The sequence below is a fragment of the Bradyrhizobium ottawaense genome (assembly GCF_002278135.3).
GTDB classification, from domain to species: Bacteria; Pseudomonadota; Alphaproteobacteria; order Rhizobiales; family Xanthobacteraceae; genus Bradyrhizobium; species Bradyrhizobium ottawaense.
The window spans coordinates 558,573-582,281 of record NZ_CP029425.2 but is presented as its reverse complement, the minus strand read 5'-3'; the positions used below and the strand labels follow the sequence as shown (position 1 = coordinate 582,281).

17 protein-coding genes and 1 pseudogene are annotated in these 23,709 nt (G+C 64.4%); 9 read left to right on the top strand and 9 right to left on the bottom strand.

Annotation, left to right across the window (positions count from 1 at the left end):
• Positions 1-393: 393 nt before the first annotated feature.
• Positions 394-2,427: a methyl-accepting chemotaxis protein gene (locus tag CIT37_RS02705; protein ID WP_161966317.1), complete on the bottom strand. Its 2,034-nt coding sequence runs from the start codon at positions 2,425-2,427 to the stop codon at positions 394-396.
• Between the two features lie 430 nt (positions 2,428-2,857).
• Positions 2,858-4,897: a methyl-accepting chemotaxis protein gene (locus CIT37_RS02700; RefSeq protein WP_038974743.1), complete on the bottom strand. Its 2,040-nt coding sequence runs from the start codon at positions 4,895-4,897 to the stop codon at positions 2,858-2,860.
• Positions 4,898-5,167: 270 nt separating this feature from the next.
• Here CIT37_RS02700 and CIT37_RS02695 point away from each other — a divergent pair.
• Positions 5,168-6,333, top strand: a pseudogene (locus tag CIT37_RS02695) (FIST N-terminal domain-containing protein).
• A gap of 10 nt (positions 6,334-6,343) precedes the next feature.
• Positions 6,344-7,702 (top strand): hybrid sensor histidine kinase/response regulator, encoded by a 1,359-nt coding sequence (locus CIT37_RS02690; RefSeq protein WP_038973099.1) that lies wholly within the window; start codon positions 6,344-6,346, stop codon positions 7,700-7,702.
• Between the two features lie 145 nt (positions 7,703-7,847).
• Here CIT37_RS02690 and CIT37_RS02685 read toward each other — a convergent pair whose 3' ends face one another.
• The 4 genes from CIT37_RS02685 to CIT37_RS02670 form a co-directional block, all read right to left on the bottom strand.
• Positions 7,848-8,546: a response regulator gene (locus tag CIT37_RS02685; protein ID WP_038950738.1), complete on the bottom strand. Its 699-nt coding sequence runs from the start codon at positions 8,544-8,546 to the stop codon at positions 7,848-7,850.
• 106 nt (positions 8,547-8,652) lie between these two features.
• On the bottom strand, positions 8,653-9,339 hold the full coding sequence (locus CIT37_RS02680; protein WP_028143914.1) for a response regulator: 687 nt from the start codon (positions 9,337-9,339) through the stop codon (positions 8,653-8,655).
• A 108-nt stretch (positions 9,340-9,447) separates the two neighbouring features.
• The gene (locus CIT37_RS02675; protein ID WP_028143913.1) at positions 9,448-10,629 is read right to left on the bottom strand and encodes a c-type cytochrome; all 1,182 of its coding nucleotides are present in this window, start codon (positions 10,627-10,629) and stop codon (positions 9,448-9,450) included.
• Positions 10,630-10,759: 130 nt separating this feature from the next.
• Entirely contained in the window at positions 10,760-12,475 is a 1,716-nt protein-coding gene (locus tag CIT37_RS02670) for a PQQ-dependent methanol/ethanol family dehydrogenase (protein ID WP_095425530.1), read from the bottom strand.
• A gap of 138 nt (positions 12,476-12,613) precedes the next feature.
• Here CIT37_RS02670 and CIT37_RS02665 point away from each other — a divergent pair, with 138 nt between their 5' ends.
• The 5 genes from CIT37_RS02665 to CIT37_RS02645 all read left to right on the top strand — a co-directional run bounded on the left by CIT37_RS02665 (position 12,614) and on the right by CIT37_RS02645 (position 18,429).
• Complete coding sequence (locus CIT37_RS02665; RefSeq protein WP_152036311.1) at positions 12,614-13,282, top strand: hypothetical protein; 669 nt, start codon at positions 12,614-12,616, stop codon at positions 13,280-13,282.
• A 114-nt stretch (positions 13,283-13,396) separates the two neighbouring features.
• The gene (locus tag CIT37_RS02660; RefSeq protein WP_018321562.1) at positions 13,397-13,882 is read left to right on the top strand and encodes a (2Fe-2S)-binding protein; all 486 of its coding nucleotides are present in this window, start codon (positions 13,397-13,399) and stop codon (positions 13,880-13,882) included.
• Positions 13,883-13,965: 83 nt separating this feature from the next.
• A complete protein-coding gene (locus CIT37_RS02655) occupies positions 13,966-16,308 on the top strand; it encodes a xanthine dehydrogenase family protein molybdopterin-binding subunit (protein WP_028143910.1) in 2,343 nt (780 codons plus the stop codon).
• A 15-nt stretch (positions 16,309-16,323) separates the two neighbouring features.
• The gene (locus CIT37_RS02650; protein WP_028143909.1) at positions 16,324-17,124 is read left to right on the top strand and encodes an FAD binding domain-containing protein; all 801 of its coding nucleotides are present in this window, start codon (positions 16,324-16,326) and stop codon (positions 17,122-17,124) included.
• A 198-nt stretch (positions 17,125-17,322) separates the two neighbouring features.
• Entirely contained in the window at positions 17,323-18,429 is a 1,107-nt protein-coding gene (locus CIT37_RS02645; protein WP_095425538.1) for a CaiB/BaiF CoA transferase family protein, read from the top strand.
• Positions 18,430-18,652: 223 nt separating this feature from the next.
• Here the strand turns inward: CIT37_RS02645 and hppD are convergent, their stop codons facing one another.
• Positions 18,653-19,768: a 4-hydroxyphenylpyruvate dioxygenase gene (gene hppD / locus CIT37_RS02640; protein ID WP_095425529.1), complete on the bottom strand. Its 1,116-nt coding sequence runs from the start codon at positions 19,766-19,768 to the stop codon at positions 18,653-18,655.
• Between the two features lie 121 nt (positions 19,769-19,889).
• On the opposite strand from hppD, the gene CIT37_RS02635 reads away from it, so the two are divergent.
• Complete coding sequence (locus tag CIT37_RS02635) at positions 19,890-20,369, top strand: Lrp/AsnC family transcriptional regulator (protein WP_161966316.1); 480 nt, start codon at positions 19,890-19,892, stop codon at positions 20,367-20,369.
• A gap of 72 nt (positions 20,370-20,441) precedes the next feature.
• The gene (locus CIT37_RS02630; protein WP_028143905.1) at positions 20,442-20,753 is read left to right on the top strand and encodes a DUF1272 domain-containing protein; all 312 of its coding nucleotides are present in this window, start codon (positions 20,442-20,444) and stop codon (positions 20,751-20,753) included.
• A gap of 125 nt (positions 20,754-20,878) precedes the next feature.
• Here the strand turns inward: CIT37_RS02630 and fahA are convergent, their stop codons facing one another.
• Both fahA and hmgA read right to left on the bottom strand, forming a co-directional pair.
• Positions 20,879-22,150, bottom strand: a complete 1,272-nt coding sequence (fahA, locus tag CIT37_RS02625; RefSeq protein ID WP_028143904.1) for a fumarylacetoacetase — start codon at positions 22,148-22,150, stop codon at positions 20,879-20,881.
• Between the two features lie 210 nt (positions 22,151-22,360).
• Positions 22,361-23,707: a homogentisate 1,2-dioxygenase gene (gene hmgA, locus CIT37_RS02620; RefSeq protein WP_028143903.1), complete on the bottom strand. Its 1,347-nt coding sequence runs from the start codon at positions 23,705-23,707 to the stop codon at positions 22,361-22,363.
• Positions 23,708-23,709: the final 2 nt, after the last annotated feature.

Genomic DNA, 23,709 nt, shown 5'->3' with positions numbered 1-23,709 from the left:
CGCTCGTTTCCGATGGAGCCGCAAGGAGTTGACGCATGGCTCATGTCAGAAAGACGACACAATCCCGCAAAACAGCCTTGCGCAGGACGACGAGCGCCAAGCGCGGCGCCGTGCGGACGAGTGCGAAGCGCGCTGTCGATGCTGACCTTCTACATCAACCGCGCAAACTCCGCTGTCGTCCCGGACAAGCGGAGCTCTTGGCAACGCGTAGCGTTGCCGGGAGCGGAGCGCTGATCCGGGACCCATAGCCACAGGGAGTGGTTTGGCGAAGACTCGGAGTTGCCCGCTCGCTCCATATCCGCTCCCTGTGGTTATGGTTCCCCGCTTTCGCGGGGACGACAGCGGAGAGTGGGGTGACAGCCGATCGTCTAACTCAGCACGAACCCAAGCAACTTACGCCGCCCTGATATTCCCCATGAACCGATCGAGCTCGGCGCGCAGGCGGGTGCTTTCGGATGACAGTGTCTTGGCCGAGTGCAGCACTTCCTCCGAGGCCGAGCCGGTCTCGGCGGCGCCGCGGTTGACCTCGCCGATGTCGGTGGCCGCGGTCTGGGTGCCCTGCGCGACGGTCTGGACGCTGCGCGCGATCTCCTGCGTCGCGGCACCCTGCTGCTCGACCGCGCTGGCGATCGAGGTCGAGATCGACGAGATCTGTCCGATGGTCGCACCGATCTCCTTGATCGCGGCTACCGATTCGGCCGTGGCGCCCTGCATGCCCGTGATGTGCGAGGAGATCTCGTCCGTGGCCTTCGCGGTCTGGCTCGCCAGCGACTTCACCTCGCTGGCGACCACCGCGAAGCCGCGCCCGGCCTCGCCGGCCCGTGCCGCCTCGATGGTGGCATTGAGCGCCAGAAGGTTGGTCTGCTCGGCAATCGCGGTGATCAGCTTGACCACCTCGCCGATCTGCTGGGCGGCATGCGACAGCTTGCCGATGCGGCCGTCGGTCTCCTTGGCCTGGACCACGGCAGCTTCCGCAATCCGGCTGGAGTCGCGGACCTGGCGGCCGATCTCCTCGACCGAGGCCGAGAGCTCTTCCGTCGCGGTGGCAACCGACTGCATGTTGGAGGACGCCTGCTCGGAGACGCCGGCGACCTGGCTCGACAGGCTCTGGGTGGTCTCGGCGGTGCGGGTCAGCGTGGAGGCCGCCGATTCCAGCTGCACGGCCGAGGCCGAGACGTTGGAGACGATGGCGCCGACCGCGCTCTCGAAATCGTCGGCGAAGCGGATCAGCTCGGAGCGGCGGGCAGCGCTCGCCTCCCTGTTCTGGGCTTCGCTGGCGGCGGCATCGCGCTCGGCTTTTGCCACGGCTTGAACCTTGAACTCCTCGACCGCACCGGCCATCTCGCCGATCTCGTCCTTGCGGCCGAGACCCGGCAGCACCACGTCGAAATTGCCCGAGGCCAGTTCACGCATCGCCTTGCACATCGCGATCATCGGACGCGAGATGCCGTTGCCGAGCCACAGGGCCAGCACGGCACCGATGGCAAGGCCGCCGAGCGCCATCATCAGCATCAATTGCTCGGTCTCTCCGATCGTCGCGTTGGCGCTCGCCTCGATGCGCTGCTGGTCGGCAGTCAAATCCGAACGCAGCTCGGCCGAGAGCTTGAGGATGGTCGCCGCCGTCTTGGTCATCTCACCGTTCGACTTGACGATGATCTTCACGTTCTCGGTCAGCTTTGAGAAGGAGGTGCGGTACTGCTTCAGCAGATTGCCGATCTCGGTGACGCGGTCGGTGATCTTCTGGTCGCTGGCATAGATCGAGACCAGCAGGGTCTCCAGGAATTTGATGCGGGCGATCACGCCGTCGGCGGTCTTCGGCTCCGGCTTGGCGACGAAGGCGCTGACCGAGGTGGAGACAGCCAGATATTGCGAGGTGATGTCCTTGGCCGTGGTCTGGACCGATGCCAGCCCCGCCAGCGCGGCGGTATCGGCGAGGTCGTCGAACTTGAAGCGGATCTTGTTGCCGACGCTGTTGAGCTCATCGGCCGCGATCTTGTTGTTCTCGCGCGTCAGGACGATGATCTCCCCGAACACCTTCGTGAAGCGCTGAAACTCGGCCTCCAGCTTGCCGACCTGCTCGCGGCGGGCGGCGCCTGTCGTGGCGGACATCGACTTGGCGATCGCGCTCTTCAGATTGTCTTCGGCGGCCTTGGCTGCGGTCTCGTCATCCACCGCCCCCGTCAGGGTATAGGCCCGAGCCAGTCCCTGATAGGCGATCAACTCGCGATCGACCGTCCGGGCGAGGTCGGCTTCCGACACGCTGGTGCGGTAGGAAGCCACGGCGGCCTGGATCCGCTCGAAGCCGAAATAGGCGAAAGCCATGCTGACGGCGAGGATGGCTAGCACCGCCACGAAGCCGAGGATGATTTTTGCGCGAAAACGCAAGCTTGGCAGCTTCGATTGGTTCGACTTCGACGTGACCGACATTCCCCCACCCCATTCCATTCGCGGAAAACCAGGCGCAGCCCGGAAGCAGCCCGCTTCCTGACTCGCCCGCACGGTAATCGGCAAAGGATAAGCTGTGGTAAATTTGTGGCGCCGCAACTCGCGGTTAGGTGACGCGGGGATTTGTTAAGGTGCGCTTGCCCGCGCCGTTACAAATGCCGTCATAAGTTAGTGCGGGCGCCAAATCTCCGTTGTCGTCCCGGACAAGCGGAGCTCTTGGCAACGCGTAGCGTTGCCGGGAGCGGAGCGCTGATCCGGGACCCATAGCCACAGGGAGTGGTTTGGCGAAGACTCGGAGTTGCCCGCTCGCTCCATATCCGTTCCCTGTGGTTATGGTTCCCCGCTTTCGCGGGGACGACAGCGGAGAGTGGGGTGACAGCCGATCGTCTAACTCAGCACGAACCCAAGCAACTTACGCCGCCCTGATATTCCCCATGAAGCGATCGAGCTCGGCGCGCAGGCGGGTGCTTTCGGATGACAGTGTCTTGGCCGAGTGCAGCACTTCCTCCGAGGCCGAGCCGGTCTCGGCGGCGCCGCGGTTGACCTCGCCGATGTCGGTGGCTGCGGTCTGGGTGCCCTGCGCGACGGTCTGGACGCTGCGGGCGATCTCCTGCGTCGCCGCGCCCTGCTGCTCGACCGCACTGGCGATCGAGGTCGAGATCGACGAGATCTGTCCGATGGTCGCACCGATCTCCTTGATCGCGGCTACCGACTCGGCCGTGGCGCCCTGCATGCCCGTGATGTGCGAGGAGATCTCGTCGGTGGCCTTCGCGGTCTGGCTCGCCAGCGACTTCACCTCGCTGGCGACCACGGCGAAGCCGCGGCCGGCCTCGCCGGCGCGTGCCGCCTCGATGGTGGCGTTGAGCGCCAGAAGGTTGGTCTGCTCGGCAATCGCGGTGATCAGCTTGACCACCTCGCCGATCTGCTGGGCGGCATGCGACAGCTTGCCGATGCGCCCGTCGGTCTCCTTGGCCTGCACGACGGCAGCTTCCGCAATCCGGCTGGAATCGCGGACCTGGCGGCCGATCTCCTCGACCGAGGCCGAGAGCTCTTCCGTCGCGGTGGCAACCGACTGCATGTTGGAGGACGCCTGCTCGGAGACGCCGGCGACCTGGCTCGACAGGCTCTGGGTGGTCTCGGCGGTGCGGGTCAGCGTGGAGGCCGCCGATTCCAGCTGCACGGCCGAGGCCGAGACGTTGGAGACGATGGCGCCGACCGCGCTCTCGAAATCGTCGGCGAAGCGGATCAGCTCGGAGCGGCGGGCAGCGCTCGCCTCCCTGTTCTGGGCTTCGCTGGCGGCGGCATCGCGCTCGGCTTTTGCCACGGCTTGAACCTTGAACTCCTCGACCGCACCGGCCATCTCGCCGATCTCGTCCTTGCGGCCGAGACCCGGCAGCACCACGTCGAAATTGCCCGAGGCCAGCTCACGCATCGCCTTGCACATCGCGATCATCGGACGCGAGATGCCGGTGCCGAGCAGGATGGCGAGGACCGCACCAAGCAGCGTACCGCCGATGGCGAGCATCAGAACCAGTTGCTCGGTCTTCCCGATCGTCGCTTCCGATTCCGAATCCAGCCGCTGCTGCTCGGCGACGAGGTCCGCCTTCATGGCGGTGGCGCCTTGCAGGATCGCACCGGCCGAACCGCTCATCTCGGTGACGAGCCCGTCGACCAACTTGGCGTTGGCGATCAGCTTCTCCAGCGCTTCGCGATAGGCGCCGAGGATGGTCTTGGCCTCCTTCAGTCCGGCGACGATCTTGTCGTCCATCGAATAGACCGCGCCGAGCGAGTTCTCCACGAATTTCAGCCGCGCCAGCGCGCTGGTCGCGATCGCCTGATCGGACGTGAGCACGAAATTGGTGGCTGCAGCACTCGCGGTTTGGAACTGGGCGTTGACCTGCTTGGTACCGAACTCGATCGACTGGGCCTCGGAATCGGAAGCGTTGTTACCGATATCGTCCAGCTTGTACTTCAGGAGATTGGCTTGGCGCTGCAGCTGGTTCTGCACCAGCAACGTGCTGTCACGCTTGGCCTGCAGAACCTTGGCGAAGGTTGCGGAGAAATTCGCGAACTCCTTGGCGAGCTTGTCGAGACTCTCCCCCCGCGCCGGGGTCTTGGCGCTCTTCACGGCCTGGTCGATGGCGTTCTTCAGGCTGGCCTCGGCCTCGAGCGCCGCCTTGGCGTCATCTTCCTTGCCGGTGACGACGAAATATTTGACGGCCGAACGGTAGCCGAGCAGCTCGCGGTCGATGTTGCGGGCGAGGTCGGCCTCCGACACGCTGCTGCGGTAGGACCCGACCCCGGCCGAAACCCGCTCGAAGCCGAAATAGGAGAAGGCCATGCTGCCGGCGGAGATCGCCAGCACGACCGCGAAACCCAGGATGATCTTGGCGCGGAACCTCAGGGTGGGAAATATTGTGCGCTTTGATGGCGACGCGATACGCCCGGACATTCCCACCCCCATTACTTATTCCAAACAGCCGCGATCCGAAGGCGCCCCGCCTCCCCGACCGCATGCGCAAAACTAAGGCAGAATCGTCAAGGGGCGGTAAATTCCTCCGGCTCGCAATCGCGGGCTGCGCAAGCACCAGACCGGCGACTTCCAGTCCGGGCCGGACACCGCGCGACTTGTTGCGGGTAGACTGGAAAAGCCCTACTGTTTTCGGCACTTGGCGGCAGATCTTGGCGACAGACCAAGCCGGTCCTTGAGGAGAGAAACGAAGTGGGGCAGGCCGATCTTCGGTTTGGCGGTTCGTCCAGCGTTGCGGTCGCGAAATCGAAAGCTCCGACGTCGACGAGGCCGTTGCCGAGCTGGTCGCCCAGCTTCCGTCGGACGAGCTGGCCCTGGTCCTGGTCTTCCTCTCCCCCCGCTACGATCCTCATCGATTCATCGCCGAGATCACGAGACACTTTGCGGACACGCCGGTCTGCGGCTGCACGACGGCAGGCGAGCTGGCGCCGGACGGCTGGGACGAGAACAGCGTTGTCGCGATGACGTTCAGCCAGGCTGACTTCAACGCCGTGGTCCGGCCGATCCTGAATCTCGCCAATTTCCACGTCGAGGACGGCCGCCGGATCGGCAGCGAGCTTCGCCACGAGCTGCTGCGGGCAACCTCGGAGGTCAGCGGCCGCAACCCGTTCGGCCTGGTGCTGATCGACGGCATGTGCCGCCGCGAAGAAGCTGTGATGTCCGCCCTCTATGCCTCGCTCGACAATATCCCGATCGTCGGCGGGTCGGCCGGCGACGGCCTGCGCTTCGAAAGGACCTGGGTGTTCTTCGACGGCAAGGCCCACACCGACGCGGCTCTCCTCATTCTCCTGAACACGTCGCTGCCGTTCCGCGTGTTCAAATGCGACAATTTCGAGCCGACCGCACAGAAGATGGTGGTCACCGATGCCGATATCGAGCAGCGCGTCGTCAAGGAATTGAACGCCGAGCCTGCCGCCGCGGAATATTCCCGTGCCGTCGGAATCATCGACGCCAAGCTCGACCCGTTCTCCTTCGCATCCCATCCGGTGCTGGTCCGGGTCGGCGGGTCCTATTATGCGCGGTCGATCCAGCGCGTCGATCCCGACGGCTCGCTGCGCTTCTTCTGCGCGATCGACGAGGGCATGGTGCTGACGACGGCAACCTCGTGCAGCCTGGTCGGAGCCACCCGCGACGCCTTCGCGGAAACCCGTGACCAGATCGGCGACGTCTCTCTCTATATTGGCTTCGAATGCCTGCTACGCCGGCTGGATGCCGAGCAGCATCAGCTTTCACGCGAAATGTCCGAGCTGTACCGGCAGAACCGCGTCGTCGGGTTCCATACCTACGGCGAACAGTTCGGCTCGATGCACGTGAACCAGACCTTCACCGGCGTCGCCATCGGCAGGCGGCCGACGTAACGGAGCCGACGTGGCAGAGACCTGGCAGGATGCCGAAACGATCGAGCAGCTCCGGCGGGAGTCGGTCAAGCTGAAGAAGATCAATGCGGCGCTGATGTCGCGCGTCGAGCGGTCGATGGACCAGCAGCTCAATGCGTTCTCACTGTTCGAAACCGCAATTGCGCTCGACCATCAAGTTCGCGACCGGACGCATCAGTTGCGGGATGCCCTGCGTTCGGTCGAGCGGGCCAACGAAGGCTTGTACCGCGCCAAGCAGCAGGCCGAAGCTGCAAGCTCGCTGAAATCGTCCGTGTTGATCTCGGTCACCCACGATCTCCTGCAGCCGCTGAACGCGGCACGCCTGACCCTGTCGGCCCTCACCGAGATGATGGAGTCGCAGGAAGCGGGCCTGCTCATCGACCAGGTCGACCGCTCCCTGGTCACGCTGGAAGACCTGCTCCGCTCGCTTCTGGAGATCGCGAAGCTCGATGCGGGCGCGCTCCGGCCCGACGTGCGGCCGACTGCGCTTGGGCCGCTGCTCGACCAGCTCCGCGACGAGTTCGAGCCGATCGCCTGGAGGCAGGGACTGTCCCTGCGCGTCCGCAGCTCGCCGCTCGCGGTCCTGTCCGACCCGATGATGCTCCGGAGGATCCTGCAAAATCTGCTCGCGAATGCGATCCGTTATACCCGCAGCGGCGGCGTCATCATGGGATGCAGACGGCGTGGCGATCGCATCGCGATCCAGATCTCCGATACCGGGCCCGGAATTGCGCAGGCGCAGCAGGAGGCGATCTTCCGGGAGTTCCAGCGCGGCGACGCGAGCGCGACCGACCAGGCCGGCTTCGGCCTCGGACTTTCGATCGTGCGCCGCTTCGCGACGGCGCTCGGCCACGAGGTGCGGCTGTCGTCGCATGTCGGCCGCGGATCGACCTTTGTGCTCGAGCTGGAGCAGGCCGATCGCGCCGATGTCAGCGACGACCTGCAGGAGATGAAGCCCGCAGACCTGCACTATGGCGGTCTGGGAGGGGCCAAGATCCTGCTCATCGAGAACGACGCCTCGGGCGCGGAGGCGCTGGCCGCCTTGCTGGAAGGATGGGGCTGCGACGTCGCGACCACGAGATCCGCCGCGGATGCCGCCCAGCGCTTGAGTGAGCTCGGCGGCACGCCGGACGCCATCATCGCCGATCTCCATCTCGATCACGGCGAAAGCGGATTGTCGGCCGTCGAGGGAATCCGGCAGCGGTTGAAGTCGGACGTGCCGGCGATGATCATCACCGCGGATTATTCCGAAAAGGCTGCGGCGGAAGCCAGCCGCTACGGGCTGGAAGTGCTGAAGAAGCCGATCAGGCCGGCGGAAATGCGCGCGCTGCTGTCGTTCCTGCTGAGCTAAAGCATGATCCGGAAAAGTGCGCAGCGGTTTTCCGAAAAGATCATGCTTAAACAACAACCTAAAAGCGCGATGACGATTCATCCTGATCGCATATCGCGCTTTAGTTCATCACCTCGCGTCGCATCGGCTGCGAACGAGGTGGCAATCATGCCTGCGGATCGGTCCGGGCGCGGTCGCGCTTCGCGGCCGCTCCCGAGCCCGCCAGCGTCGCAAAATCGATCTTCGACATTTCGACGATCGCCTTGGTGCGGCTCATCACGTTCAGCTTGCGCAGGATATCCGAGACGTGAACCTTCACGGTGGTCTCGGAGATCTTCAGCTCAAAGGCGATCTGCTTGTTCTGCAAGCCGCGCTTGAGCATTTCGAGGACGCGCAATTGCTGGGGCGTCAGATCGTGAAGGCGCTTCAGCAGCTCCTGGGCCGCGATCGGCGAACGCTGCGGGCGGGCCAGCGCGCGAAAAGCGGCCGGCAGACACACCGCGCCGCGCACGACTTCGCCGATCGAATGCGCCAGCTCCTGCTTGGACGAGGATTTGAGGATGTAGCCGGATACGCCGAGCGACAATGCGCCCGAGATGATCTGCGCGTCCTGGTGCCCCGACACGATGACGACGGGAATGCGCGGAAACGCCTTGCGGATGCGGATGATGCCGGACAGTCCGGTCGTCCCGGGTATCGACAGGTCGAGAAGAATGAGGTCGACATCGGGCCTCGACGCCAACAATTCGAGCGCACCGTCGATCGAGGTGGCCTGAAGCATCTCGGCATCCGGCGTCGCCATTTGCAGCGCTCCCTCGAGCGCCTCGCGAAACAGCGGATGATCCTCGACAATCAGAAACCGCATCAGATTTGGGCCGTTCCCAGCTCGTCACCGAAGTCAGCGATCAGACCGGCGAGCATGCCGTCGCCGGAGCAACCCGGCTTGATCCAGATCAAATCGGACCAGCAGCTCATTGCGGCCTCCCGCGATCGATCCTCGGATGGGGCCGCTGCCGCGGATCCGGCAGATCGACCTTGCCGATCTCGACGATCGCCTTGTTGCGGCTGAACAGTCCGAGCTTGCGCAGGATCTCGGTGATGTGCGCCTTCACAGTGGATTCGGCGAGTTGAAGCTCCTGCGCGATCTGCCGGTTCGGATAGCCGCGGCGAAGGAGATCGAGCACGCGAAGCTGCTGCGGCGTCAGTTCGCGAAGCTTGACCCTGAGTGCCTTGCTGCTGTCGGCCCGCTTCCGCTGCGGCTCCGCCACGAAATCCTTCGGCACCGACACCGATCCGCCGAGCACGCCTTCGATCGACTGCGCGAGCTCGCGCTTGGACGTGGATTTCGGCAGATAGCCGGCAGCACCCAGCGCCAGCGCCTCGCGGACCACATGCTGATCCTCCTCGCTCGAGACGATGGCGACCGGCAGGCGCGGATAGGTCTCGCGCAGCCTGAGAAAGCCGGAGAAACCGGTTGCGTCGGGAAGCGAGAGATCGAGCAGCGCAAGGTCGATCCCCCGTTCGACCGAAAGCACCCGTAAGGCGTCCTCGATCGACATCGCTTCGAGAATGCGGGCCTCCGGCAGCGCCAGCCGCACGGCATTGCCGAGCGCCTCGCGAAACAGCGGATGATCGTCGATGATCAGGAAGCTGGTCATGGCACCTTCCCCGGGGTCCATCGCGCGGGCGCATCCATCGGACGTTCGTGCCGATGGATGCGAAACGGACCCTAGAACATCTCCCCGATGCCGTCCGGTCAAGACCATTCAGTCGTTCGATTCGGCCTGAACCGTCAGCAGAAAGGCGTAGATGTTGTCGAACTGGCTGTCGGTGAAGACCTCTTTCCAGGACGGCATGCCCTTGGCCGGACGCCCCTCATGCACCGTGGTCAGGAATTTCTCTCGCATCTCGTCGCCGTAGCGGTGACGTAGCAGCCTCAGATCGATCTTCCGCTCGCTCTGGATCGCGTCGGGACCATGGCAATGCGCACAGGTGCCGTTGAAGATCTCCTTGCCCTGACCGACAGCTTCGGCATTTGACGCCAGCGCGTCGCCCTTGGTCTCGGTCGCGACGACGCTGGCCACATGCGCCGCGCCGGTCCCGGCTCCGGTCGTGGTTCCCGCCGGCGTCTGCACGGCATTGAAGTGGAGAGCCTGACCGGTCGGCAGGCCATACTTCACCTTGAGGTCGGCGATGGTCCGCTCGAGGTCCGGCAAGACCGCATCGATCTGGTCGCGCAGTTCTGTCGAGGCCTTCGCGAAGCCGATCGCCGCGTCCCACGACAAACCTTCGCCTTCGGTGAGCTGAACGCGATACCGATCCTGGTAGACGGTCTTGTTCAGCCAGCCGGCCACGGGTCCCCAGATAAAGGCGACGTCGGCCTTGCCCCGATCGAGCGCCTGCATGCCTTCCTCGGGCGACAGCACCGTCACCTTCTGGATGTCGTCACGCGTCGCCAGGAGGTTCTGTGGCGTGCTGGCGAACTGCACGGCGACCCGCTTGCCCCGGAGTTCGTCGATCCCGGAGACCGTCCGGTCCTTTGCCGTCACGAGGGCGTAACCCTCACGCGCAACCGTGCTCGAGAAGATGACGGCTGGCCCCATGAAATCCTCGGAGCGCGGCAGGCCGATCATGGCGTCGCACTGCTTGCCGAGCAGCGTCACGCGGACGGTGCGCTTGCCGAAATACGATTTGTACCAGTCGTAGGCGATCGGCCGCCCGAGCGCCCGCGCCAGCGCCTGCCCGATCTCGACATAGAGGCCGGGTTGCGAGGGGCTGTTGCTCGAGAACGGAAGATTGGTCGGATCGGCACAGAGCCGGAACGGCTTCACTTCGTCGGCGCGGCTTGTGGCGGCTGGCACGATGAGCGCGGAACCGGCAACACATGCAAGTAAAGCTGCGATGGCGCGACGTCTGCTATTGCCAAGGCCAGAACGATTTGGACGCATCCTCACCTCCCGTGGTTGGGCATCGTTGGCGTCACGTTGCGACAAGGCCCTGCCTCGGCCGCAACGACGCGATCACACTTTGGGAAAAGAGCGCGTGTATCCCCTCACCTCGGGATACACGCGCCAGTGGTCACTGGACGGAGAACACGAAGAGCGAGCCGCCCTCGGGAGCTGCAGCCGTCATCTTCTTGCCAACCTCGCCCAGGAACGCGGGCAGTGCTGCCGTACGGCCGACGACGATGGCGACGTATTGCTTGCCGTCGACCATGTAGGTCACAGGACCCGCACCGATGCCGGAGCCGAGATTCTTGCTCCAGAGCATTCTGCCGGATTTCGCATCGATGGCGCGGAAATCGCCATGGATGTTGCCGGCGAACACCAGGCCCCCGCCAGTGGTCAGCGTACCGCCATTGAAAGGCAGGTCTTCCTTGATGGACCAGACTTTCTTCTGGTTGACGGGATCCCAGGCTACGAGCTCGCCGAGGAAGCCACCGGGGCCTTCCTTGGTCGGGAATTCTGCGCCGAGATAGAACACGCCGCGCTTGTAGGCGACGTCACTGACCGACCAATCCATGCAGACATTGTTGGAGGGAATGTAGACGAGGCCGGTCTGCGGGTTGAACGACATCGGCTGCCAGTTCTTGCCGCCGATCAGATTGGGGCAGATGTCCTTGGCGGGATGGCCCGGGCCCGGACGCTTGTCGGGATCCTCGACCGCGCGCATGGTGGCGAGATCGAATTTCTGCGCCCAGTTCGAGAAGACATACTTCTCCGCCGAAAGAACCCTGCCGGTCTCGCGGTTGGCGACGAAGAAGAACCCGTTGCGATCCGCCTTCATCAGCGCCGGAACGTTGCTGCCGCCGATGTTGAGGTCGGCGAGCACGGCCTCGTTCACGCCGTCATAGTCCCAGGCGTCGGCGGGCGTGGTCTGGATATGCCACTTGATCTTGCCGGTGTTCGGGTCGAGGGCCAGCGTCGAGGCCGTGTAGAGGTTGGTCAGCTTGCCGAAATCGCCATTGCCGGTCGAGCGCACGGCAGTGTTCCACGGCCCGGGATTGCTGGTGCCCCAATACACGGTATCGGTCTTGGGATCATAAGAGCCGACCAGCCAGGCCGCGCCGCCGCCATGCTGCGCGGAATCACCCTTCCAGGTATCGCCGCCGGGCTCCTCCGGCGTGGGAACGGTAAAGGTCTGCCAAGCGAGCTTGCCGGTGTTGATGTCGAAGGCCTGAAGCGCGCCGCGCACGCCGTACTCGCCACCGCCGAAGCCGGTGATGACCTTGTCGCGCACGACCAGCGGCGGCGAGGTGATGACCGAGCCCTGCTTGTAATCGACCACCTTCGCCGTCCACAGCGCCTTGCCCGTCGCAGCGTCGAGCGCCGTCAGCTTGCCGTCGAGCCGGCCGACGAAGATCTTGCCGTCAGCGTAGGAGACGCCGCGATTGTTCACGTCGCAGCAGGCGTATTGCAGCACGTCGTCCGGAATCTCCGGCTCGTAGGTCCACTTGCGCGCACCGGTCGCGGCGTCGAGCGCGTAGACGTATTTCGGCCCCCATGACGTCGAGACGTACAACGTGTTGCCGATGACGATCGGCGAGGATTCGTTCGAGCGCAGCGATGCAAGCGAGAACGAATAGGCAAGCGACAGCTTGCCGGCGTTCTCGGCGTTGATCTGGTTGAGCGGGCTGAACCGCGTGTTGGCGTAGTCGTGGCCCGCCACCGCCCATTGATTGGAATCGGATTGCGCTTTGAGCAGTGAATCGTTGGCGCGAACGCCAATCGTGCCGGCGCCCAGCATCGCGATCATCGAAATGCCGGCCAAGAAGCCCCTCGTTCCAAAGGTCATTATTCCCTCCGTGATGTTGCTTTGCGCGCCACGTTGGGCGCCGATGCGCTTTTGCGCTTTCGATACGCAGTTCGCCTGCGAACCATCACGGAAATTACAGCATCGACTTTTCGCGCTTAGTATAGGCGGAAGGTAGTAGTGCAAATCACTGTCAGGCTTGGCCACTCATCTCGTTGTCGGCACTCGCTTCTTGTCGCTCGTTGGCAGCTCGAAACCAGTGATTGGATTGCGGCAACATCGTGCAGCCATCCGCGCGTTCCGTCGAAAGTCGGCATCAGCGACGTCCACAAATCACGACGACGGTTCAACCGCGACGGATGGCCGCTGGGCGTTACGAAATCCGTCAATGTCACGGTGTCGTTGTCGCTCGCTTTGACCGGCCCGCCTTCAGAACGACGGTGGGCGCTCGATTGGCGAAGCCATCTCGAGAGATCGGTTGTCTTCTTCGCGTCCATTGATCGCCAGGGGGTACAGGCGGACTTGGTCAGTCCGCTTCCCGGCAGCCCCCCGAGCCGGCCCGGCTCGTCGTGGGCGATCAACGCTTCAATGAAATCAATGGCTTACCGCGCCAAATCCTACTACCAAGATCGCGATTACAAAGTTGCCCGGCCGTGCTCCTATTTTCGGAACGACGACAAGAATCCCAAGGGAGAGACAATCGGCGGCGCCAAGGACCGACATCCGCGGGGCGAGCAACCTTCGCGCGATGGCAGAGGTGGACGCCGCGGAAGACGAGAGACCATCTCCTTGCAGGTTTCGGACAGGTCGCGCCATGCGCTGGCGGCGGCACGGATCGCTGTTGTCTGATCGCGGCGCCTCGACGACCGTTTCGTGACGCCGGCGACCCAAAATCCCAGTTGCAAAGTTTCATCGCGCTGTTTCTAATTGGAATAACTACAAACATTCTGGGAGGACGACATCGTGTCTACAGTCAAACTGACGGTGAACGGCAAGGCCGTTGCTGTCGACGTCGAGGACCGCACGCTGCTGGTCCAACTGCTGCGCGATCACCTCAATCTCACGGGTACCCATGTCGGCTGCGACACCAGCCAGTGCGGCGCCTGTGTCGTGCACATGGACGGCCGCGCGGTGAAATCCTGCACCATGCTGGCGGGCCAGGCCGACGGGGCCAGCATCACCACCATCGAAGGCATCGCCAAGGGCGACGAGCTGCACCCGATGCAGGCCGCCTTCCGCGACAATCACGGCCTGCAATGCGGCTATTGCACGCCGGGCATGATCATGTCGGCGATCGACATCGTGCATCGTCACGGCGGCCAGCTTGACGAGGCGACCGTCCGAACCGAGCTGGAAGGCAATATCTGCCGCTGCACCGGCTACCACAACATCGTCAAAGCCGTGCTGGATGCAGCCGGGCGCATGAAGGTCTCGCAGGCGGCCGAGTAAAGCGGCACGCCTCGAAAAGAACCACGGCTGCAGCTTTCGAGGGAAAGCGCGGTCAAAGAAATTTCCGGTCGGGAGGACCAGACATGGGTGTAGAAGGCATCGGCGCGCGAGTCGTGCGCAAGGAAGACAAGCGTTTCATTACCGGCAAGGGCCGGTACGTGGACGACATCAAGCTGCTGGGCATGACCCATGCCCATTTCATCCGCAGCCCGCACGCACACGCCAAGGTGAAGGGGATCGATTCCTCCGCCGCGCTGAAGATGCCGGGCGTGGTCGCGGTGCTCACGGGCCAGCAGATTGTCGACGACAAGGTCGGCAACCTCATTTGCGGCTGGGCCATCACCTCCAAGGACGGCAGCCCGATGAAGATGGGCGCATGGCCGGCGATGGCGCCGGAGACCGTGCGCTTCGTCGGTCAGGCCGTCGCGGTCGTGATCGCCGACAGCAAGAATCTGGCGCGCGACGCGGCCGAGGCCGTCGTCGTGAATTATGAAGAGCTCCCGGCGGTCGCCGACGTCCAAGCCGCGATCAAGTCTGGCGCGCCGCAGCTTCACCCCGAAGCTCCCGGCAACCAGGTCTATGACTGGGTGATCGGCGACGAGGGTGCCACCGATGCCGCCTTCGCCAAGGCCGCCAATGTGGTCAAGCTCGACGTCACCAACAACCGCCTCGCCCCGAACGCGATGGAGCCGCGCGCGGCGATCGCCGATTACGACGCGGCGGAAGAGCATTTCACGCTCTACACGACCTCGCAGAACCCGCACGTCGCCCGCCTCGTGCTGTCGGCGTTCTACAACATCGCCCCCGAGCACAAGCTGCGCGTGATCGCCCCCGACGTCGGCGGCGGCTTCGGCTCCAAGATCTTCATCTATCCCGAAGAGATGGTGGCGCTGTGGGCCTCCAAGAAGATCGGCCGTCCCGTGAAATGGACCGGCGACCGCACCGAGGCCTTCCTCACCGACGCGCATGGCCGTGACCACGTCACCCATGCCGAGCTGGCGTTCGACGCCAGCAACAAGATCACCGGCCTCAAGGTAAAGACCTACGCCAATTTCGGCGCCTACATGTCGCTGTTCTCGTCCTCGGTGCCGACCTATCTCTACGCGACGCTGCTGTCGGGCCAGTACAACATCCCGGCGATCCACGCCGAGGTGATCGGGGTCTACACCAACACCACGCCGGTCGACGCCTATCGCGGCGCGGGCCGCCCCGAGGCGAGCTATCTGATCGAGCGGCTGATGGAAACGGCGGCGCGGCAGTTGAAGGTCGATCCGGCCGAGCTGCGCCGGACCAACTTCATCACCCAGTTCCCGCATCAGACGCCTGTCATCATGGCCTATGACACCGGGGACTTTAACGCCTCGCTCGACGCTGCCATGAAGGCGATCGACTATGCCGGCTTCCCCGCCCGCAAGGCCAAGGCGAAAGCCGACGGCAAGCTGCGCGGCATCGGCGTGTCCTGCTACATCGAGGCCTGCGGCATCGCGCCGTCGAAGGCGGTCGGTAGCCTGGGCGCCGGCGTCGGCCTGTGGGAATCGGCCGAGGTACGCGTCAACCCGGTCGGCACCATCGAGATCCTGACGGGATCGCACAGCCACGGCCAGGGTCACGAGACCACGTTCTGCCAGCTCGTCGCGGAGCGCCTCGGCGTTCCCATCAGCCAGGTCTCGATCGTCCATGGCGACACCGACAAGGTGCAGTTCGGCATGGGCACCTACGGCTCGCGCTCGGCGGCCGTCGGCCTCACCGCGATCCTGAAGGCGATGGAGAAGATGGAATCGAAGGCCAAGAAGATTGCGGCGCATGCGCTGGAAGCTTCCGAGGCCGACATCGTCATCGAGAACGGCGAGTTCAAGGTCACCGGCACCGACAAGGCGATTGCCCTGCCGATGGTCGCCCTTGCAGCCTATACCGCGCACAATCTGCCTGACGGGATGGAGCCGGGTCTGAAGGAGAGCGCCTTCTACGACCCCACCAACTTCACCTTCCCGGCCGGCACCTATATCTGCGAGCTCGAGGTCGATCCCGGCACCGGCAAGACCTCCTTCGTCAACTTCGTCGCGGCCGACGATTTCGGCCGGCTGATCAACCCGATGATCGTCGAGGGCCAGGTCCATGGCGGCCTTGTTCAAGGCATCGGACAGGCGCTGCTCGAGCATGCGATCTACGATGCCAACGGCCAGCCGGTCACGGCCTCGTTCATGGACTACGCCATGCCGCGCGCCGACGATGTGCCCTCCTTCAACCTCTCCCACACCACGACGCTGTGCCCGGGCAATCCGCTGGGCATCAAGGGCTGCGGTGAGGCCGGCGCGATCGGCGCCTCTGCAGCCGTGATCAACGCGATCACGGATGCGATCGGCAAGAACAACCTGGAAATGCCCGCAACCCCTGACCGGGTGTGGCGCACGATCCACGCGGCTTAAGAGGGAGGAACCAAGATGTACCAGACCACCTATCATCGCGCTTCCTCGGTCGACGAGGCCGCCAGCCTGTTCGCCAAGGGCAGCGAGTCGAAGTTCCTTGCCGGCGGCCAGACGCTGCTGCCGGTGATGAAGCAGCGCCTCGCAAGCCCCTCCGACGTGATCGACCTCGGCAAGATCAAGGAGCTGCAGGGCGTCGAATTGTCGGGCGACACGCTGACCATCAAGGCCGCCACGATCTATTACGACATCATGACCAATGCCGATGTGAAGAAGGCGATTCCCGCGATTGCCTATCTCACCTCGGTGCTCGGCGACCCCGCCGTGCGTTACCGCGGCACGATCGGCGGCTCGATCGCCAACAACGATCCGGCCGCGGATTTCCCGGCCGCTTTGTTGGCCCTTGGCGCCACCGTGAAGACCAACAAGCGGTCGATCTCGGCCGAGGACTTCTTCCAGGGCCTCTTCACCACGGCACTCGAAGACGGCGAGATCATCACCGCCGTGTCGTTCCCGGTGCCGGCAAAAGCCGGCTACGAGAAGATGCGGCATCCGGCCTCGCGCTTTGCGCTGACCGGCGTGTTCGTCGCGCAGACCAAATCGGGCGAGGTTCGGGTCGCCGCGACCGGCGCCTCGCAGAGCGGCGTGATGCGGGTGCCCGCGATTGAGGCGGCGCTGAAGGCGAACTGGTCGCCGTCGGCGATCGACGGCGTGACGATTTCGGCGAACGGATTGCTGGCCGACATCCACGGCACTGCCGAGTACCGCGCCAACCTCATCAAGGTAATGGCACAGCGCGCGGTGGCCGCGGCGCGCTGATAGCGCCTCGACACAAATTTTCCGCGGCGCGCACTTCGGTGCGCGCCGTTTTATTTTGGCCATGCGGCATCAAAAGCGCTTGCCTCGCTGGCATGAAGGCGAGAAAAGTTAATCAGCCGATTAACTCGCTCCAAAGAAGAATGTCAGCGGCGATTGCCGAACCATCGGCATCCGCCCGCGACCCGAGGAAACAACAACGTGCTCGACAAATCAGCGCCCACCTCGACCGTCCGCTCCTCCGGCCCGCTCTCGGGCTTCCGCATCGTCGAATTCGCCGGCATCGGCCCCGGCCCGTTCGCCTGCATGATGCTGGCCGACATGGGTGCCGACGTCGTCACGCTCGACCGGGTCGGCGCGAAGAAGAGCATGAAGTCGGTGGCGGGGCGCGGCCGCAAGGTGATCGAGCTCGACCTCAAGGACAAGGCCGCGATCGCAGAGGTGCTCGACCTGCTTGCCAGCGCCGATGCGCTGGTCGAGGGCTTTCGTCCCGGCGTGATGGAGCGGCTCGGGCTCGGCCCGGACGTCGTGCTCGCGCGCAACCCCAAGCTGGTCTATGGCCGCATGACCGGCTGGGGCCAGGAAGGCCCGCTCGCCAATGCGGCCGGCCACGACATCAATTACATCTCCATCACCGGTGCGCTCGCCGCCATCGGCACGAAGGAAGCACCGGTGCCGCCGCTCAATCTGGTCGGCGATTTCGGCGGCGGCGCGCTCTATCTCGTCGTCGGCGTGCTCGCAGCCCTGCTGGAGGCGCAGCGATCCGGCAAGGGCCAGGTCGTCGATGCCGCGATGTGCGACGGGGCGGCATCGCTGATGTCGTTCTTCTTCGACATGACCACGCTCGGCCGCTGGACCGAGGGCCGCGACCAGAACTTCCTCGACGGCGGCGCGCATTTCTACGGCGTCTATGAATGTGCCTGCGGGCACTTCGTCTCGATCGGCTCGATCGAGCCGCAGTTCTACGCGCTGCTGCGCGAGCATGCGGGCCTGACCGATGCCGATTTCGACGCGCAGATGAACCCCAAGGCCTGGCCGGCGCTCAAGGAGAAGCTGAAGGCCGTGTTCAAGAGCAAGACGCGCGAGGACTGGTGCAAGATCATGGAAGGCACCGACATCTGCTTCGCGCCGGTGTTGACCATGTCGGAAGCAACCCAGCATCCGCACATGGTCGCCCGCAACGTGTTCGTCGAGCGTCATGGCGTCAAGCAGCCCGCGCCGGCGCCGCGGTTCTCGCGGACACCGTCGACGGTGCGTGAGCCGGAGGCAGCGGAGATCGCCGCGGTGACGCAGGCGTGGAAGAGATAGACTCTCCGCTGCCGCCTCAAACTCCGCCGTCGTCCCGGACAAGCGAGCGTAGCGAGTGCAGATCCGGGACCCATAACCACAGGAAGCGGTTTGGCGGAGACTCGGAGTTATCTGCTCGCGCCGCAACTACTCCCTGTAGCAACTAATCCCTGTGGGTATGGGTCCCCGCCTTCGCGGGGACGACACCGACATTGAGGGTGCACCCCGCGTCTAACGCAGGTGCCTACGCCGCATCCACCTTCAGCACTCCGCGCCGAATCTGATCCTCCTCGATCGATTCGAACAGGGCCTTGAAGTTGCCCTCGCCGAATCCGTCGTCGCCCTTGCGCTGGATGAACTCGAAGAAGATCGGGCCGATCGCGTTGGCCGAGAAGATCTGGAGCAGCACCTTGGTCTGGCCGCCCTCGACCACGCCTTCGCCGTCGATCAGGATGCCGTTCTTCCGGAGACGCGCGAGGTCCTCGCCATGCTTGGGCAGGCGCGCGTCGATCCGCTCGAAATAGGTCTCCGGCGGCGACGGCATGAAGGGCAGGCCGGCGACGCGCAGGCCTTCGATGGTGCGGTAGATGTCGCGGCAGCCGCAGGCGATGTGCTGGATGCCCTCGCCGCGATAGGTCTTCAGATATTCCTCGATCTGGCCGGAATCGCCGGCGTCCTCGTTGATCGGAATCCGGATCTTGCCATCTGGGCTGGTCAGTGCGCGCGAGAACAGGCCGGAGGCGCGGCCCTCGATGTCGAAGAAGCGGATCTGGCGGAAGTTGAACAGCTTTTCGTAGAAGCCGGCCCAGACGTCCATGCGGCCGCGATGGACGTTGTGGGTGAGATGGTCGAGATAGAACAGGCCGGCGCCGGCAGGCCGCGGATCACGCGCGCCAAGCCATTCGAACTCGGCCTCATAGGCCGAGCCCTTGGCACCGTAGCGATCGACGAGATACAGCAGGCTGCCACCGATGCCCTTGATCGCGGGCACATCGAGCGTCTTCTGGGCCGACGACACATCGGCAGGCTCCGCGCCGAGCGAAATCGCGCGGTCATAGGCCGCCTTCGCGTCGACCACGCGGAACGCCATCGAGGGGGCGCAGGGCCCGTGCGTGGCAACGAACTCGTAACCGTGGGTGCCGGGCTCCTCGTTGACGAGATAGTTGATGTCGCCCTGGCGATAGACCGTGATCTTCTTGGTCTTGTGGCGCGCGACGGGCGCATAACCCATCAGCTTGAACAGCGCATGCAGCTCTTGCGGATTGGGATGCGCATATTCGACGAATTCGAACCCGTCGGTGCCCATCGGATTGTCGGCGCTGACAGTGGCCGGCGGTGCATCGTGCGGAAACGGTCCCATGGTGTTCTCCCGAATTGCTGTTGAAAGGAATTATCCTTCATGGGACGCGCAAGGAGCGTGCAAACGAGACGGCATTTAGCTATCCTATGCACGATCTGTGCATGAAATGGACAAAGCACGCATGATTCAGGTTGACGCTTTTGACCTCAAGATCCTGGGCGCACTCCAGGACGACGGCCGCCTCACCAACCAGGAGCTGGCCGACCTCGCGGGACTTTCGGCCTCGCAATGCTCGCGGCGGCGGATGCGGCTGGAGGAGGAGAAGGTGATCGCGGGCTATCACGCCGATCTCTCCAGCGAGGCGCTCGGCTTCGGCGTGATCGCCTTCATCCAGGTGGGCCTTGCGACCCATTCGCCGGACAATTCCAAGCGGTTTCGCGCGCTGGTGAACCGGATCGACGAGATCCAGGAGGCCTATTCGCTCACCGGTGACGCCGACTACGTGCTCAAGGCAGTGCTGCGCGATCTCAAGGGCCTCTCCAACCTCGTCAACGACGTCTTGATGCCGCATCAGAGCGTGGCGCATGTGCGCTCCTCGATCGTGCTCGACAGGCTGAAGGAGAGCTCGCGATTGCCGCTGAGGGAGATCAAGGCCGGCTGAAATCGAGGGAACTACGTCATTCGCGCTCCCCGCGCGATCTGCGATGATCCCAGCCAATCCGGAGATTCAGCCATGGCCCTCCAGCTTCGACCGAACTGCGAATATTGCGACCGCGACCTGCCGCCGGATGCGACGAACGCGCGGATCTGCTCGTACGAATGCACGTTCTGTGCGGACTGCGTCGAGACGAAACTGTCCAACGTCTGCCCGAACTGCGGCGGCGGTTTTGCGCCGCGCCCGATCAGGCCGACGCAGGAATGGCGGCCGGGCGTCTGCACGAGCAAACAGGCGCCGTCGGACAAGCGGGTGCATCTGAAATACAGCGTCGAGGACGTCGCGGCGCATTGCGCGCGGATACGGGACGTGCCGCCGGAGAGCCGGTAGGTCTCTCCACGCCGTCGATGCGTAGGGTGGGTTAGCGCAGCGTAACCCACCACGTCTGCGACCGCGGACACTGAAGAGGTGGGTTACGCTGACGCTAACCCACCCTACAAGACAGGAGCGCGCGGCTACTCCGCCGCCAAAATCGTCCCTTCCACCTCACCGAACCCCACGCGATAGCCGCAGCCCTGGCACCAGCCGCGCATCACGAGGCTATCGCCATCCTCCAGGAATGAGCGCTTGGCGCCACCGGGGAGCTCGATCGGCTCGGTGCCGTTCCAGCTGATCTCGAGCAAGCTGCCGCGCTGGTTCTTCTCCGGACCGGAGATCGTGCCGCTGCCGAGGAGATCGCCGACATTCATGGCGCAGCCGGAGGAGGCATGGTGCATCAGCTGCTGCACCGACGACCAGTACATGTATTTGAAATTGGTGCGGCTGATGCCGGCCGGCGCGTTGGCGCCGGCGGCGCGCAAGGAGACGTCGAGCGCGACATCGTAGTTCTGCGGTTTGCCCTGCTTGAGATAATCCAGCGGCACCGGCTCCTGCTCCGGCCCCTTCTGGCGGAACGGCTCCAGCGCCTCGCGCGTCACCACCCACGGGCTGATCGAGGTCGCGAACGCTTTGGCGAGGAACGGGCCGAGCGGCACATATTCCCATTGCTGGATGTCGCGCGCGCTCCAGTCGTTGAGCAGCACGAAGCCGAAGATCATCTCCTCGGCCTGGCTCTCCGTCAGCATGCCGCCCATCGGCGAGGGCTGGCCGATCACGACGCCCATCTCCAGCTCGAAATCGAGCCGCTTGCAGGGCCCGAAGCTCGGCAGCTCGACATTCGGCGGCTTCAGCTGCCCGCGCGGCCGTTTCACCTGGGTGCCGGAGACCACGACCGTGGAGGCGCGACCGTTATAGGCGATCGGCATGTGCAGCCAGTTCGGCTGCAGCGCATTGTCCTTGCCGCGGAACATCACGCCGACATTGGTGGCGTGCTCCTTGGACGAGTAAAAATCGGTGTAGCCGGAGACGGTGAAGGGCAGATGCAGCCTTGCATCGCGCACCGGCACCAGCGCGCGGCTGCGCAGCTCCCCATTGTCGCGCAGCTCCGGATGATCGGCCCGCAGGAGCTCGCTGATCCGCGCCCGCGTCCTGGTCCAGACCTTTGGTCCCAGCGCCATGAAAGGATTGAGCGAGGCGCCGGAGAACACGCCGAGCGGACCGACATCGAGCCGGGAATCCTGCTCGAGCTCCCAGAGATCGAGCACGTAATCGCCGATCGCGACGCCGACGCGCGGCGTCGGATTGGCCGCGGTCGAGAACACGCCGTAGGGCAGGTTCTGGATCGGGAAGTCGGAGGCGGGATCGACGTCGATGAAGGAGCGGAGGCTGGGGTCGTTGGGGTGGGGCATAGGTTTCTCGTGGCACAGCGGTGACGGTGTCACCCTCCCCTGGAGGGGGAGGGTCGGCTCATATTGAGCGCAGCGAAATATGGGACGGGGTGGGGTGATCTCTCAACACGGGCAGCGTTACTCGCGGAGAGACCGTCACCCCACCCCGCTACGCATTCCGCTTCGCTGCATGCGTAACGACCCTCCCCCTCCAGGGGAGGGTAAGAGAGACTACGGCTTGCTCGGATCGAACCGCTTCTCCAGCCCCTTCCAGCAATCCGCGTAATCGTCCTGCAGCGTGGACGCGTTCGCGGCGTGCGCGGTGACGCGCTGCGGGTAGCGGGTCTCGAACATGAAGGCCATGGTCCCCGTCAGCTTCACCGGCTTCAATTCGCCGTTGCTGGCATGCTCGAAAGCGTCGCGATCCGGGCCGTGCGGCAGCATGCAATTGTGCAGGCTCATGCCGCCGGGGACGAAGCCTTGCGGCTTGGCATCGTAGACGCCGTAGATCAGGCCCATGAACTCGCTCATGATGTTCATGTGATACCAGGGCGGACGGAAGGTGTTGTCGGCGACCATCCAGCGCTCGGGGAAGATCACGAAGTCGATATTCGCGGTGCCCGCGGTCTCCGACGGCGAGGTCAGAACCGTGAAGATCGAGGGATCGGGATGATCGAAGCCGATCGCACCAACCGGCGAGAAGGTACGCAAATCGTATTTGTAGGGCGCGTAATTGCCGTGCCAGGCGACGACGTCGATCGGCGAATGCGGCAGAGTGGTCTTGAACAGCGAGCCGCCCCATTTCACGAACAGCTCGGTCGACGTGTCCTTGTCCTCGTAATGCGCGACGGGGGTGAGGAAGTCGCGTGCATTGGCCAGGCAGTTGGCGCCGATCGGCCCGCGCTCCGGCAGCGTGAACGCGCCGCCGTAATTCTCGCAGAGATAGCCGCGCGCCGGCCCGTTCGGAATCTCGACGCGGAACTTGACGCCGCGCGGGATCACCACGATCTCGCCGGGCTCGGCGTCGATGCGGCCGAACTCGGTGACGAGTCGAAGATTGCCCTGCTGCAGCACGAACATCAGCTCGCCATCGGCATTGTAGAAATGCTGATCCACCATCGATTTGGTGATGAGGTAGACATGCGCGGCCATGCCGGCCTGCGTATTGACGTCACCCGCCGTCGTCATGGTCTGCACGCCCTGAACGAAGGTCACATCGTCCTCCGGGAGCGGCGTCGGGTCCCAGCGCATCTGCGCGATCGGCAGATCGTATTCGTGGCATGGCGCCGAACGCCACAGGCCGGCCTCGACTTTCTCGAAGCGGCCGGAATGCTTCACCGACGGACGGATGCGATAGAGCCACGAGCGCTCATTGGTGCCGCGCGGCGCGGTGAAGGGCGAGCCGGACAATTGCTCGGCATAGAGTCCGTAGGCGCAGCGCTGCGGCGAGTTGCGCCCGATCGGCAACGCGCCCGGCAGCGCCTCGGTCTCAAAGCTGTTGCCGAAGCCGGACATGTAGCCCGGGGTGACCTGTGCCGAGCTTCGGACGATCTGATCGGGCGAGGTGTTGATGTTCATCA

Coding starts and splice junctions, on each gene's coding strand:
- CIT37_RS02680 (WP_028143914.1), bottom strand. CDS start 9,339: ATGACCAGCTTCCTGATCATCGACGATCATCCGCTGTTTCGCGAGGCG.
- CIT37_RS02650 (WP_028143909.1), top strand. CDS start 16,324: ATGTACCAGACCACCTATCATCGCGCTTCCTCGGTCGACGAGGCCGCC.
- hmgA (WP_028143903.1), bottom strand. CDS start 23,707: ATGAACATCAACACCTCGCCCGATCAGATCGTCCGAAGCTCGGCACAG.
- CIT37_RS02685 (WP_038950738.1), bottom strand. CDS start 8,546: ATGCGGTTTCTGATTGTCGAGGATCATCCGCTGTTTCGCGAGGCGCTC.
- hppD (WP_095425529.1), bottom strand. CDS start 19,768: ATGGGACCGTTTCCGCACGATGCACCGCCGGCCACTGTCAGCGCCGAC.
- CIT37_RS02675 (WP_028143913.1), bottom strand. CDS start 10,629: ATGCGTCCAAATCGTTCTGGCCTTGGCAATAGCAGACGTCGCGCCATC.
- fahA (WP_028143904.1), bottom strand. CDS start 22,150: ATGCCCCACCCCAACGACCCCAGCCTCCGCTCCTTCATCGACGTCGAT.
- CIT37_RS02700 (WP_038974743.1), bottom strand. CDS start 4,897: ATGTCCGGGCGTATCGCGTCGCCATCAAAGCGCACAATATTTCCCACC.
- CIT37_RS02705 (WP_161966317.1), bottom strand. CDS start 2,427: ATGTCGGTCACGTCGAAGTCGAACCAATCGAAGCTGCCAAGCTTGCGT.
- CIT37_RS02655 (WP_028143910.1), top strand. CDS start 13,966: ATGGGTGTAGAAGGCATCGGCGCGCGAGTCGTGCGCAAGGAAGACAAG.
- CIT37_RS02670 (WP_095425530.1), bottom strand. CDS start 12,475: ATGACCTTTGGAACGAGGGGCTTCTTGGCCGGCATTTCGATGATCGCG.
- CIT37_RS02630 (WP_028143905.1), top strand. CDS start 20,442: ATGGCCCTCCAGCTTCGACCGAACTGCGAATATTGCGACCGCGACCTG.
- CIT37_RS02635 (WP_161966316.1), top strand. CDS start 19,890: ATGATTCAGGTTGACGCTTTTGACCTCAAGATCCTGGGCGCACTCCAG.